This is a genomic window from Pseudomonas sp. Arb-4-2C, from assembly GCF_055755015.1.
Genome location: NZ_CM146899.1, coordinates 1,018,720 through 1,032,788, shown reverse-complemented (window position 1 = coordinate 1,032,788; position 14,069 = coordinate 1,018,720). Strand labels below are relative to the sequence as shown.

At 60.4% G+C, this 14,069-nt stretch carries 10 protein-coding genes; 4 read left to right on the top strand and 6 right to left on the bottom strand.

Features of this window, described 5'->3' with window-relative positions:
• Positions 1-1,518 precede the first annotated feature (1,518 nt).
• The 3 genes from ccoM to AC0J41_RS04610 form a co-directional block, all read right to left on the bottom strand.
• On the bottom strand, positions 1,519-1,632 hold the full coding sequence (gene ccoM, locus AC0J41_RS04620) for a cytochrome c oxidase subunit CcoM (RefSeq protein ID WP_003222396.1): 114 nt from the start codon (positions 1,630-1,632) through the stop codon (positions 1,519-1,521).
• A gap of 148 nt (positions 1,633-1,780) precedes the next feature.
• Entirely contained in the window at positions 1,781-1,942 is a 162-nt protein-coding gene (locus AC0J41_RS04615; protein ID WP_177327334.1) for a hypothetical protein, read from the bottom strand.
• A 133-nt stretch (positions 1,943-2,075) separates the two neighbouring features.
• The gene (locus tag AC0J41_RS04610; protein WP_003222394.1) at positions 2,076-2,417 is read right to left on the bottom strand and encodes a hypothetical protein; all 342 of its coding nucleotides are present in this window, start codon (positions 2,415-2,417) and stop codon (positions 2,076-2,078) included.
• A 230-nt stretch (positions 2,418-2,647) separates the two neighbouring features.
• On the opposite strand from AC0J41_RS04610, the gene rapA reads away from it, so the two are divergent.
• Positions 2,648-5,494 carry an RNA polymerase-associated protein RapA gene (rapA, locus tag AC0J41_RS04605; protein ID WP_473014687.1) on the top strand — a complete coding sequence of 949 codons (2,847 nt, stop codon included), beginning with the start codon at positions 2,648-2,650 and terminating at the stop codon, positions 5,492-5,494.
• Positions 5,495-5,674: 180 nt separating this feature from the next.
• On the opposite strand, the gene AC0J41_RS04600 is transcribed toward rapA, so the two are convergent.
• Positions 5,675-7,024: a spinster family MFS transporter gene (locus AC0J41_RS04600; protein ID WP_473014686.1), complete on the bottom strand. Its 1,350-nt coding sequence runs from the start codon at positions 7,022-7,024 to the stop codon at positions 5,675-5,677.
• A 301-nt stretch (positions 7,025-7,325) separates the two neighbouring features.
• Between AC0J41_RS04600 and AC0J41_RS04595 the strand changes: the two genes are divergently transcribed.
• Positions 7,326-7,694, top strand: coding sequence for a YkgJ family cysteine cluster protein (locus AC0J41_RS04595; protein WP_025110752.1), 369 nt, complete (start codon positions 7,326-7,328; stop codon positions 7,692-7,694).
• A 148-nt stretch (positions 7,695-7,842) separates the two neighbouring features.
• On the top strand, positions 7,843-10,125 hold the full coding sequence (locus AC0J41_RS04590) for a putative bifunctional diguanylate cyclase/phosphodiesterase (RefSeq protein WP_473014685.1): 2,283 nt from the start codon (positions 7,843-7,845) through the stop codon (positions 10,123-10,125).
• On the opposite strand, the gene AC0J41_RS04585 is transcribed toward AC0J41_RS04590, so the two are convergent.
• A complete protein-coding gene (locus tag AC0J41_RS04585) occupies positions 10,016-10,912 on the bottom strand; it encodes an NAD(P)-dependent oxidoreductase (RefSeq protein WP_473014684.1) in 897 nt (298 codons plus the stop codon). The genes AC0J41_RS04590 and AC0J41_RS04585 overlap by 110 nt on opposite strands.
• A gap of 195 nt (positions 10,913-11,107) precedes the next feature.
• Here AC0J41_RS04585 and AC0J41_RS04580 point away from each other — a divergent pair, with 195 nt between their 5' ends.
• Positions 11,108-13,306 carry a hypothetical protein gene (locus AC0J41_RS04580; protein WP_025110755.1) on the top strand — a complete coding sequence of 733 codons (2,199 nt, stop codon included), beginning with the start codon at positions 11,108-11,110 and terminating at the stop codon, positions 13,304-13,306.
• Between the two features lie 297 nt (positions 13,307-13,603).
• Here the strand turns inward: AC0J41_RS04580 and AC0J41_RS04575 are convergent, their stop codons facing one another.
• The gene (locus tag AC0J41_RS04575) at positions 13,604-13,924 is read right to left on the bottom strand and encodes a DUF2288 domain-containing protein (protein ID WP_025110756.1); all 321 of its coding nucleotides are present in this window, start codon (positions 13,922-13,924) and stop codon (positions 13,604-13,606) included.
• Positions 13,925-14,069 lie beyond the last annotated feature (145 nt).

The window sequence follows — 14,069 nt, the reverse complement described above, 5'->3', positions numbered from 1 at the left end:
GGTGTTGCCGCTGGCGGTTTCGCTCTTACAGCGAGTCCCTTTTTCAAACGCCAAAAAGGAACCAAAAGGCTTTGCCCCGGCGTACGGCACTTCGCTGGGGCTCAGTGTTCCCTCGCTACGGTGTCCATCAGGGGGCATCGCCTACGGTTTGCTTCGCTGCACCTCCTCTCGATGTATGCGGCTTCGCCGCACGGCGCTGCGCGCCTACCCCCTGATGAACACCTTCGCTCGGCCTGCCGAAGGGGCTGGAGATCAAGAGCAACATCAAGAGCCAGAGCCAGAGCCAGAGCCAGAGCCAGAGCCAGAGCAAAAAATTGCAGCCTTCGTCAGCTTCACATGGGTAACGGAGTGCAGTCATTTTGAGATTGATTGGCTGGTCGGCCGCCATCGCGAGCAGGCTCGCTCCTACAGTGGGAATGGGTGTGGTCAATGGGGGATTGGTTGGCTCGTAGGCCGCCTTCGCTGGCAGGCCAGCTCCCACAGTTAGAGTGGGTGTGTTCAGTTGGGGATTGGTCGGCCGTCAGGCCGCCTTCGCTGGCAGGCCAGCTCCCACAGTTGGAGTGAGTGTGTTCAGGTGGGGATTGGTCGGCTCGTAGGCCGCCTTCGCTGGAAGGCCAGCTCCCTCAGTGGGAATGGGTGTGTTCAGTGGGGGATTGGTTGGCTCGTAGGCCGCCTTCGCTGGCAGGCCAGCTCCCACAGTGGGAGTGGGTGTGTTCAGTTGGGGATTGGTCGGCTCGTAGGCAGCCTTCGCTGGCAGGCCAGCTCCCACAGTGGGAATGGGTTTGGTCAATGGGGGATTGGTCGGCTCATACGCCGCCTTCGCTGGCAGGCTCACTCCTACAGTGGGAATGGGTGTGGTCAGTGAGGGATTGGTCGGCTCATACGCCGCCTTCGCTGGCAGGCCAGCTCCCACAGTGGGTATGGGTGTGGTCAGTGAGAGATTGGTCGGCTCGTAGGCCGCCATTGATGGCAGGCCAGCTGCCACAGTTGGAATGGGTGCATTCAGTTGAAGATTGGTCGGCTCGCAGGCCGCCATCGCGAGCAGGCGAAGGCCTACAGTTTAGATTTGTGTACACCGCACGCGGCAAAGCCGCCCCACTCAACAGGATGAGCGTTAGCTCGGCTGCAGCTCTTGATCTTCAGGCCCCGTCGGCAGGCTGAGTGGAGGGATTCATCCGGGGGTGGGAGCGCAGCGACCGTTTGGCGCAGCCAAACACATCGAGAGGAGGTGCAGCGAAGCAAACCGTAGGCGATGCCCCCGGATGGATCCCGGAGCGAAGGAACCCCGAGCCTTAGCGAGTGGGCCGAACGTTGGGGCAAGACTTTTTGGTTACTTTTGAGGCGTTTGTCAAAAGTGACTCGCCGTAAGGGCGAAACCGCCAGCCGCAGCCCCCAAAGAAACGGATATCCACACCCCCCAACCAGAACATGGTCGGCCCAAAGGCCGCCAAGAAGACAAAAAAAAGGGCAACCGAAGTCGCCCAAAATGCCTTGCGTGCTCATCAAATCCAGAAAGACCTACTTCTTGCGCTTATTCGCATCCTTCCAGATAAAAAATCCAAACCCTGCAAAAAACAGAACCATGAGCCCTACGGTCAGAACCCCGGCAAACACCACGTTATCGAAAAACATGACTGTGGCCTCCTGGCCCCTGCTTTGCTGCGATGGAACTAAGTTAACCAATCACGCAGGCGCAGAAATTGACCAGGATCAAGTCCGGTCAACACAAGGGATAAAGGCGGGAAAATAACTGACCTGCATCAAAGGATGCGGAGGGAGATCAACGCTTTTTCGGTTTCTTTTTCGGCTTTTTCTTGGCATTTCCCAACGGCATCGCCTGCTCGAAGGCCTTGCGCACTTCATTCAGACGTTTCTCGTTGAGGTCATGCACCCGCTTGGCGCGTTCGGTGCTGAGGTCGATCAGTTTGTCGTCTTGGCTCATGGCGCTCGATGCATCGCTTGAAGAAATCACAACTGCCGCAACCGGCAGGACTGCGCCAATCATGCAGCCTCACGCCAGCGCTGACCAGTCGCCAGCACCCACGCGTGATCACAATTGATGTAAATGAGGCGGATCAGATCTCGATATCGACCCACAATCCCTGACGCGGCTGATCTTCCATCAGCGGCACCACCGGCACAGTATTGTCGGCATTGAGCTCGGTGCCAGGCACGGCGAGGTGTTCTTCCGGGTCTTCGTCGGCTTCGCGCCGGCGGCGATCGCGTTCCTGCTGGCGACGCTGTTCTTCACGCGCCAGTAGCCGATCCTCTTCCGGATCGCGCTTTTGCAGATCGATCGTGCTTTCGTTGGAGCTTTCCTGCACCGGCACCACCGGAGGAATGTCCGGCCGCTGGCGAATCGGATCCTGCTGGGAAGTGATTGGCACAGCGCTCAGGGGGAGCATCGGTGGCAGCATATAAAGGGTCTCCTGTCAGCAGGCTATCGGCTTGAGCGAAGGTGGCTTGAGCCGCTGGTCGCAAACTTGTGACCGGGTTGGCACTCACAGGTGCCGCAAGCCTTCGAAAAACCGACGCATGACCTAATCTTCCCTTTGCAGTTAAAAGCCGGGAGCGGCTGCTAATCCTTTGGCCTCAGGGCCTCATTCCGTTAAGATAGCCCGCTTTTTCAAGGTGGGAGTCAGGCAGCATGGCGCAGCAGTATCAACCGGGGCAACGCTGGATCAGTGACAGCGAAGCAGAGCTTGGTTTAGGCACCGTTCTGGCACAGGACGGCCGCTTGTTGACCGTGCTTTACCCGGCCACTGGCGAAACCCGCCAGTACGCGCTACGGAATGCGCCCCTCACCCGCGTGCGGTTCTCGCCGGGTGACACCATTACTCACTTCGAAGGCTGGAAGATGACCGTGCGCGAAGTCGACGACGTCGACGGGCTGATGGTCTATCACGGCCTCAACGGGCAGAACGAAGCGGTCACCCTGCCGGAAACCCAGCTGTCGAACTTCATTCAGTTCCGACTGGCCAGCGACCGTCTGTTCGCCGGGCAAATCGACCCGCTGTCGTGGTTCTCCCTGCGTTACAACACCCTGGAACACACCAGCCGCCAGTTGCAGTCCTCGCTCTGGGGCCTGGGCGGTGTGCGTGCGCAGCCGATCGCGCACCAGTTGCACATTGCCCGTGAAGTCGCCGACCGCATCGCGCCGCGGGTTCTGCTGGCCGACGAAGTGGGTCTGGGTAAAACCATTGAGGCCGGTCTGGTGATCCATCGCCAACTGCTCTCGGGCCGCGCCAACCGCGTGCTGATCCTCGTCCCGGAAAACCTGCAGCACCAGTGGCTGGTGGAAATGCGCCGCCGCTTCAACCTGCAGGTTGCGCTGTTCGACGAAGAACGCTTCATTGAAAGCGATGCCAGCAACCCGTTCGAAGACACCCAACTGGCGCTGGTGGCGCTCGAGTGGCTGGTCGAAGACGAGAAAGCCCAGGACGCACTGTTCGCCGCCGGTTGGGACCTGTTGGTGGTCGACGAAGCCCACCACCTGGTCTGGCACGAAGACAAGGCCAGTCCGGAATACACCCTGGTCGAGCAGCTCGCTGAAACAATTCCCGGCGTGCTGCTGCTCACCGCCACCCCGGAACAACTCGGTCAGGACAGCCACTTCGCCCGTCTGCGCCTGCTCGACCCGAACCGTTTCCATGATCTGGCCGCGTTCCGCGCCGAGAGCGACAACTATCGCCCGGTGGCCGAAGCCGTTCAGGAACTGCTGGACAAGGGGCGCCTGTCGCCCGAAGCGCACAAGACCATCCACGGTTTCCTCGGCAACGAAGGCGAAGCCCTGCTGACCGCGGTCAATGATGGCGACACCGAAGCCAGCGCCCGTCTGGTGCGCGAGCTGCTCGACCGCCACGGCACCGGCCGCGTGCTGTTCCGCAACACTCGCGCGGCGGTGCAGGGGTTCCCGGAACGCAAACTGCATCCGTACCCGCTGCCGTGCCCCGACGAATACCTTGAGCTGCCGCTGGGCGATCACGCCGAGCTGTACCCGGAAGTCAGCTTCCAGGCCCAGCCGGACGCCAGCGAAGAAGAGCGCTGGTGGAAATTCGACCCGCGTGTCGAGTGGCTGATCGATCAGCTGAAAATGCTCAAGCGCACCAAAGTGCTGGTGATCTGCGCCCACGCCGAAACCGCGATGGACCTCGAAGACGCGCTGCGCGCGCGCTCCGGCATCCCGGCCACGGTGTTCCATGAAGGTATGAACATCCTCGAGCGTGACCGCGCCGCCGCCTACTTCGCCGACGAAGAGTTCGGCGCGCAGGTGCTGATCTGCTCGGAAATCGGCAGCGAAGGTCGCAACTTCCAGTTCGCTCACCACTTGGTGCTGTTCGATCTGCCGTCGCACCCGGACCTGCTCGAGCAGCGGATCGGCCGTCTCGACCGGATCGGCCAGAAACACATCATCGAGCTGCACGTGCCGTACCTGGAAACCAGCCCGCAAGAGCGTCTGTTCCAGTGGTACAACGAGGCGCTGAATGCATTCCTCAACACCTGCCCGACCGGCAACGCCTTGCAGCATCAGTTCGGCCCACGCCTGCTGCCGCTGCTCGAAGAAGCTGACGACGTCGAGTGGCAAGCGCTGATCGACGAAGCGCGCACCGAGCGCGAGCGTCTGGAACAAGAGCTGCACACTGGCCGCGACCGCCTGCTGGAACTCAATTCCGGCGGCGCTGGCGAAGGTGACGCGCTGGTTGAAGCGATCCTTGAGCAGGACGATCAGTTTGCCCTGCCGATCTACATGGAAACCCTGTTCGATGCGTTCGGCATCGACAGCGAAGACCATTCGGAAAACGCCCTGATCCTCAAGCCAAGCGAGAAGATGCTCGACGCCAGCTTCCCGCTGGGCGATGACGAAGGCGTGACCATCACTTACGACCGCAATCAGGCGCTGTCGCGTGAAGACATGCAGTTCATCACCTGGGAACACCCGATGGTGCAGGGCGGCATGGACCTGGTGCTGTCCGGCTCGATGGGCAACACCGCCGTCGCGCTGATCAAGAACAAGGCGCTGAAACCGGGTACCGTGCTGCTGGAACTGCTCTACGTCAGCGAAGTGGTGGCCCCGCGTTCGCTGCAACTGGGCCGCTACCTGCCGCCGGCCGCCCTGCGCTGCCTGCTCGATGCCAACGGCAACGACCTGTCGCCACGGGTCTCGTTCGAAACCTTGAACGACCAGCTCGAAAGCGTGCCACGTGCCAGCGCCAACAAGTTCATCCAGGCCCAGCGCGATCAGCTGACGCCACGGATCAACGCCGGCGAAGACAAGATCACCCCGCGTCACGCCGAGCGCGTGGCTGAGGCCCGTCGTCGTCTGGCTGCCGATACCGAAGAAGAACTGGCGCGCCTGACCGCGTTGCAAGCGGTCAACCCGACCGTGCGCGACAGCGAACTGGATGCGTTGCGCAAGCAGCGTGAACAGGGTCTGGCGATGCTCGATAAAGCGGCGCTGCGCCTGGAAGCGATCCGGGTGTTGGTGGCGGGCTGAGTCCGCTGCTCCAACGCTATAAATGAAAAGGCCCGCAGTGATGCGGGCCTTTTTGTTTGCCTGATATTTATCGGGTGATGCTGATGGCCTCTTCGCGAGCAAGCCCGCTCCCACATTCGAGCGCATTTCCTCCTGAAAGAACCCGGTCAACTGTGGGAGCGGGCTTGCTCGCGAAGGCGATCATGCCGTCGCCGCAGAACCCACAGGCTCAACCACAGCCACCAACCCCTCTCTCATCCGCTGCGCATCGCGCACAAAACACCGCGCTGCCAGAAACAGAAATACCATGGTAAAGAACAGTGCCACCGGTATCAGGTACATCGCGTCATGCAGGCCCACTGCCTTGAACGCCTCGGTCATCTGCTCAGCCCCCGCCGAGAGCATCGCCGATTTGGCAAAGTGATCGGACAAGGCCCCCACCACCACCGGCCCCAGTCCGCCGCCGAGCAGGTACAACCCGGCAAAGAACAGCGCCATCGCCGTCGCCCGCAGGCGCGGTTCGACCACGTCCTGAATCGCCGTGTACACGCAGGTGTAGAAGTTATAGGCAAACAGCCAGCCGACGCTGAACACCGCGACGAACACGCCGATCTCGACCCGGCCCGCATGCAGCGCCCACGCCGTGCACACGGTCGAGATGATCAGGCTGAACCCGGCAAACAGCAGCCGGCCATTGGCGACCCGTTGATGGATCTTGTCGGCGATCCAGCCGCCGAGGGTCAGGCCGATCAACCCGGTGATACCCACGATCACCCCGGTCGCAACCGCCGCTTCCTGCAACGGCATCAGGAAATACCGCTGCAGCATCGGCACCAGAAACGAGTTGCAGGCATAGGTCGCGAAGTTGAAACACAAACCCGCCATCACCAGCCAGAGGAAGGTTGGCACGGCAAGAACCCGGCGGATCGGCTTGTCGACCCTCTCCTGGGACACCTGCACGGTTTCCGCCGCACCGCGTTTAGGCTCCTTGATGAAGAACATGAACACTGCGAGGATCAGCCCCGGCACCGCCGCGATAAAGAACGGCGCGCGCCAGCTGTCGAACGCCTTGACCATCGCGCCGATGGTAAAAAACGCCAGCAGCAGCCCCAACGGCAGGCCGAGCATGAAAATGCCCATCGCCCGTGCCCGACGGTGCGCCGGGAACAGGTCGCCGATCAACGAGTTGGCCGCCGGCGCATAACTGGCTTCGCCAATGCCGATGCCCATGCGCACCAGCAGAAAACTCCAGAAGCTGCCGACCAGCCCGTTGACCGCCGTCAGCGCGCTCCAGGTCGCCAGGCCCCAGCCCATCAGTTTGCTGCGCGAGCCGGTGTCGGCCATGCGCCCCAGCGGCAGGCCGGCAATCGCATACACCAGGGTGAACGCAGTGCCGACGATCCCCAGTTGAAAGTCGCTGAGGTGCCATTCCATGCGGATTGGCTCGATGATGATCGCCGGAATGGTGCGATCGAAGAAATTGAACAGGTTGGCAAGGAACAACAGGAACAGAATGCGCCAGGCATTCGCCGCTTGGGTCGAGTTCTGCATGGGTCCGTCTCTTTATTGTTATAGGGCTTCACTGCCGTCGCATCCGAGCCCGGAACCTGCAATCTAGACAGGCGGCTCAGGGCTGTCTGTGATCATTCGTCAGCCTGATGACGGGCCATGGCACTGTAACGAAACGTAAGCCCTTGATAACTCAGCAATCCCCGATAAACCGGGGCTTTCACGGCAAAACCCGGCTACAAAAAAATACTTTCGCGCCCCCCTTCCCAAGTTCATGGCGAAGCCTAGAATAGCCGCCGAATCCGTCCGGATTCGCCGATCAATCCCTTTGATGCCCTCCCCCATGTCCGAAGTCAGTCCGTGTCTGAATTGCGGTGCCTGTTGTTCCCATTTTCGTGTGTCTTTTTTCTGGGGTGAATGCGCTTCCTCCGGCGGTACGGTGCCCGATGAACTGGTCACGCAGATCAGCCCCAGCCGGGTGGCGATGAACGGCACCGACTGCAAATCACCGCGGTGTACTGCGCTGGTCGGTGAGGTCGGCAGCCAGGTGCAGTGCTCGATTTACGAACAGCGCTCCAGCCCCTGCCGTGAATTCGAATCGTCCTGGGAAAACGGCGAACAGAATGTCGACTGCGACAAGGCCCGTGCACGCTTCGGCCTGCCGCCTCTGCAACCGGACTGGGCCGAGATCCCTTTTGAACAAAGCGCCTGACGCTTAGCGCAAAACGCTATGACGCTAATGTCGAAATCATTAGCGCCAATGTGCCACTACGCCTTGCACCCCACAAACGGCCTCTATACTGCTGTCATTCGCCTGCGTTAATCGCGCAGTCAGGACGACTTCAGAGACGGGGCATGCTATGGAGTGGCTTGGTTTGCAGTTTGTTACCGAGCTGCCGGAGAGCGGGCAGGTCATTCTTGATTGCACACATAACCCCTTGCTGGTGCTGGTGGCCTATCTGGTCGCCTGCGCTGCGAGTTTTGCCACCCTCGACATGGCCGAACGGGTCGGCCACGCCGAAGACCCGGGCTCGCAACGGGTGTGGCGCTGGATCGGCGCCACCTGCCTGGCCGGCGGCATCTGGGCCATGCACTTTATCGCCATGCTGGCGTTCCAGGCGCCGATCGAAATTCACTACGACCTGGCGATCACCCTGTTTTCCCTGCTGATCGCCCTGCTCGCCTCGTGGCTTGCGATGCACACCTTGAGCACCCCGCAACCCAGCCTGGTGCACTACCTGAAAACCGCCATCGTCATCGGCCTGGGCATCGCCGGCATGCATTACGTTGGCATGGCGGCGATGCACTCGGTGGCTACCGCATATTACCAGCCCGTGCTGTTCTGCCTGTCGATCCTGATTGCCATTGGCGCCAGCTACGCCGCGCTGTGGGTCGCCGGTTATTTGCGTGAAGGTAGCGGCCGGTTTCATCAATTGCTCAAATACACCGCCGCGGTGATCCTCGGCGCCGGCATCATCAGCATGCATTTCACCGCAATGGCCGCGCTGCACCTGGTGTTGCCCGAAGGCACAGCGCCGACGCTGAGTGCCGAAACCAACCACCTGCAATTGGGCCTGACGGTCGCGCTGATCATCCTGCTGATTCTGGGCAGCGCGATCAGTGCGGCGCTGGCCGACAAGAAGCTGCAGAGCAAGGAACACGACCTGCGCCGGGTCAATGCCCTGCTCGGCCAGCTCGATCAGGCGCGGATGTCCCTACAGCAAGTGGCCAACTACGACGCCCTGACCAACCTGATCAATCGCCGAGGCTTCAATCAGATCTTCGCCGAGAAGCTCAGCCAGAAAACCAGCGAAGGCGGCATGCTCGCGGTGATGTTTCTCGACATCGACCACTTCAAGCGGATCAACGACAGCCTCGGGCATGACGCCGGTGACGCCTTGCTCAAAGTCATCGCCCATCACATCAAGAGTTCGGTGCGCAGCCATGAAGACGTGGTTGCACGTTTTGGCGGCGACGAGTTCTGCATCCTGATTGGCCTGCACGACCGCGAAGAAGCGCGCACCATGGCGCAACGGATCATGCAGAAAATGAAGGAGCCGATCGAGCTGGCCGGACGGCGTATGGTGATGACCACGAGCATCGGCATCAGCCTGTTCCCCGACGATGGCACCACCTGCGAAGAGCTGCTCAAGCATGCGGATCTGGCGCTGTATCAGTCCAAGGGCGCCGGGCGTAACGGTCTGCATTTTTTCAGTTCGAACATGAAGACCCGCGCCAGCCTTGAACTGCAACTGGAAGAAGAGCTGCGCCAGGCCCTGCGTGAAGAACACGGGCTGACGCTGTATTACCAACCGATCTTCGAACTGAAAACCGGCCGGGTGACCAAACTCGAAGCATTGATTCGCTGGCAGCACCCGGTGCATGGCCTGCTGGCTCCGGACCGTTTTATTGCGATTGCCGAAACCAACGGCCTGATCGCCGAACTGGACAACTGGGTGCTGCGCAGGGCCTGCACCGACCTTGGCGAACTGACGCGCCATGGCTGCGACGAACTGAAAATCGCCTGGAACTGCTCGCCACTCAACCTCGCCCGGGAAGAGCTGGCCGACGAAATCGAAAGTGCGCTGCGCAGCGCCGGAGTCGCACCCGAGCGGCTGGAACTGGAGGTCACGGAAAACGCGCTGATGGGCAACATCGCCAACACCCTGGTGCTGTTGCGGCAGATTCGCGCGCTTGGCGTGTCGTTGTCGATTGACGATTTCGGCACCGGCTATTCATCGCTGGCCTACCTCAAGCGCCTGCCGCTCAACACGCTGAAGATCGACCGCTCGTTCATCCTCGACATCCCCACGGCAACCGCCGACATGGAGATCGTCCAGGCAATCATCGTCATGGCCCACACCCTGCATTTACAGGTGGTGACCGAAGGCGTGGAAAGCCTGGAGCAATACGAGTTTCTTGAACGCTCGGGTTGCGACTTCATTCAGGGCTATCTGCTCAGCCGCCCGGTGCCGCTGGACGAATTACGCCCGGTGCTGGAAGAAATCAATCAACGCAAGCACTCCCACGCGGTCAATCCGCTGAGTCTGGCGCGCGGTACATTTGAACCAGTGTCGCTGGATCCTTGTGCAAAAAGCCCTGCGCCCCATGCAGGCGCATCAGTTGTGCGGCCAATCCGCTGATCGGCGTGGCCGAACCCTGTTCGCGCGAAAATTTAACCGCCGTATCGAGATCCTTGAGCAGCGTGCGCACGTGCCATTTCACCGGTTCGAAACGGCTCTCGGCCATTTGCGGGGCGAGGATCTGCAACGGTTTCGAATCGGCAAAGCCACCGGCCAGCGCTTCGGCGATCAGGCTGGCATCGACCCCGGCCTGCTCGGCCAGCGCCACCACTTCGGCGATCACCAGCGCATTGCAGGCGACGATCATCTGATTGCAGGCCTTGGTCACTTGCCCCGCGCCAACGCCACCCATGTGCGTGACGCGCTGGCCGAGGTTGAGCAGCACGGGGCGTATTCGCTGCAGATCCTCCGCGGCACCACCGACCATGATTGCCAGGCTGCCCGCCTCGGCGCCGACCACACCGCCGGACACCGGTGAATCGAGCCAGGCCATGCCGGTCCGGTCTGCCAACTCGGCCGCCATCTCACGCGTGGCGGTTGGTTCGAGGCTGGAAAAGTCCACCAGCAACTGGCCTGTTTTCGCACCTTCAGCGACACCGCCGGCGCCAAACACCACCTCGCGCACGACCGTCGTGTCAGCCAGACACAGCATCACCACGTCCGCGTGTTCGCACAACTGCGCCGGGGTCGCGACTTGCCGGGCGCCGGCTTCAACCAGTGGCGCGCACTTGGCCGGGTTGCGATTCCACACGGTCAGCGGGTAACCCGCCGCCAGCAGACGACGGCACATCGGCAGGCCCATCAGGCCGATTCCGGCAAACCCCAACGAAGGTAGCGTTGACATCATTTTGCCTCTTTTCGATTAAAGATCACCGAATGATGGCCGATTCATGAACGATCAGGAAAGGATTCCCCCGCGCGACAATCAGGCCAAGCCCCTGACGCCCGGGCCAAATTCGCGCAATACAAGACGCGAGATCTAATTCCGTGAGGCTCGCTGACATTGGTCAGCAGACCAACCAGTCCAGGTATATGGCGCACAATGACTTCTAAAAACAATCCCGCCACTGCGGTATCCGACCTGACTCTGAGCCCTGCGGCGAACAGCCCGGCGCCGATGAAGCCATTGCCTCCTTCGCGCCCGCTGGGCACCCACCAATATCTGTACTACACCGAAACCAACACTGATCGCATCCTCGACAACCTCGATGGCCTGCGTGACCTGGTGTTCCCGCGTCCGCCGCACCTGGAGGGCGACAACGAACAGCACAACGACCAGGAATTCCCGTCGGTGTGCCTGATCGGCCTCGGTCGCTGCGGCTCCAACATCGCCCTCGACGTCGCGGAACTGGTGTACAACGCGCGCAAGTTCTACCTCAACGAATTCAACAACGAAGACCGTGCGGCAGATCGCCGACTGGCCGACAAAGGCTACAGCCCGGCGCAGTGGATCAAGAACAACCTGCGGATCGGCCCGAACAAATCGAGCAAACCGGTGTTTCTGGTGGAACCGCTGGTGATGCTCGGCGACCTCGACAAGGACATCGCCGGGCGCATCCGTTTCTCGCGCAAGGGCGAGAAAAGCGGCTTTCTGCGCGACTACAGCAAAATGAAGATCATGGACTTGTCCGAAGTCCACGCCGGTGGCGCCGGTAACGCGCCGATCCTCGGTCAGTACCTGGCCAAGATCATCCTCAACAAGGACACCCAGCGTTTCTCCAGCCCCGACTGGAAAATGATCCATTCGTACCTGATCGACAGCTGCGGCATCAAGGCCAACCAGTCGCGCCTGTACTTCTCGATCTTCAGTGCTGGCGGCGGTACCGGTTCGGGCATGGCCTCGGAGTTCGGCCTGGCCCAGCAGCACTCGTACATGAACAAGACGTTCGACACCAAGCCGATGGACGAACATGACGGCAAGAGCGGTCATTCGTTCGTGTTCGAACCGATCTTCACCAGCGGCATCTGCGTGCTGCCGAACATTTCCGACCACCGCAGTGAAATGTCCGAGGCGCTGCACATCAACGCCGGGCGCCTGCTGTGCAAATACCTCTCGGAAGAATGGGATTTCTCGTACAACTTCGCCAATGAAGACAGCAGCGAAGCCAGCGTCATGGGCCGTATTCGCCCATGGAACGCAATGATGCTGATCTCCAACGACATCATGCGTTACGCCGAAGAGAGCGATGACGGCAACATCCAGAACATTGATGTCAATGCGATGGAGAAGCACGCCAACCAGTACATCTCGCAGCAGATCTTCAACATTCTGACCGCGCAGGCCGTCACCACTGACTACGACCAGAACTACTTCCGTCGTGCCGGCATCGACATCGGCGAAACCATTCGCCTGGACGCCAACGACCTGTTCATGAGCCTGGCCGGCCCGGTGGCGATTGCCTACGCCGAGTCGGTGGTGCCGGAAACCCCGCCACCGAGCAGCGACAAGTTCAAGGTGTTCGACAAAGAGCCGCAGCGCCTGAACATCGACGACCTGTTCTTCCGCTCCATCGACCTGCCGCACTTCAACAAGGTCACCCAGGCGATCGAAGGCATCAGCCTGCTGCCGATCGAGTCCAAGCGCTATCGCGCTTCGCTTGAGCAGTACAAGAATTCTGGCTACGACGCCGCCGCCCTGCACGACCTGCACTTCTTCAAGAACTGCTCGTCGGTGGTCTCGATCGTTTCGCTGCCCAAAGACTACAAGCTGTCGTACATGGACCTGAATCGGCTGAAGACCCACCTCAACAGCCTGTTCCCCAACACCACGCTCAAGCGCTACGCGTTGGTGATCGGCGCCTCGGCCAACCTGTCGCTGACCACCCTGATCGCCAAGAGTCCGTGCCTGTCGGACGACTTCCTGACGCTGATCGTGGCGTTCATCAAGCGTTGCTTCGCCAAGACCCCGTACCGTTTCGACGAGACCCTGGACAACTCGATTCTCGACTTCATCATCAATGAAGAATTCGACGAAGACCGCATCGACGATCTGCTCAACGAGTTCGAGAATCCGGCGAAAATCCTCGACACCAACTGGTACGCGATCAAGCCGATGTACGAGAAGAAGTACCGCGAGCTGATCAACGACAAAGACAAGTTCGTCTCGATCAACGACATTCGCCTGTCGCGTGACTGCGTGAAGAAGGCGATCAAGTACCTGCGCGAGATCTACCGTCACCGGATCGGCAAGACCAAGGTTATTTCCCTCAATAACCATACGGGCAAAACTTACTCGGTCTGACTTCAGACCGCGTCGCCCCATTCGCGAGCAAGCCCGCTCCCACAGTTGAGCGCATTTCCACTGACGGAATGCATTCAATTGTGGGAGCGGGCTTGCTCGCGAAGAGGCCTTTGAAAACACCGCAAAACTCGCAATACCCAACATCCAGAAACAATTAAGCAGCCCGCAGGCTGCTCAATAAACTGTTCCCGTTACGTTTACGTCACCGTGAGCCACCCACGCTTGTGGCATTTCTCTACGGCAACGTGCAATCACGCTACTCGGCTACACACTTTACGCTGATGACCTTGCGCACCATCAAGGTGCGGCGTCAGAAGCGCCTGCCCTTTCCTGGACCAGAATCCACGGCCGCACCACCACTGCCCACATCTCGGGATCGCGCTCGAAAAGATCCAGCGCCCGCGTTTCAGACAGCTTGGCGAGTTTGTCTTCGGCCAGCCAGGCAGCCACTTTCTCGCCATCATCTGCCGCCACGGCCTCGGCGGCGGCGATCAAATCAAGCGTAGGGTCGACCCACAATAGGGCACCCTTGGCGAAGAACGGCTCCAGCTCTTTCCAGGTAATAGATGCGGTTTCACCAAGCAGCTTGGCATAGAGGGTGCTAGGTTCTTGATTCATGGGACTGTCCGGAAAAGAAATCGACGCGAATGATAACGTCGGTGGTCCGGCAGAAAAACCCGGTTGCAAAAGGCTACACCGAACGAAAAGAGCAGGAACGCCAAGGAATGCTGCTGTTTGGGGCATAAGCCCCTCGAAAGCCCCG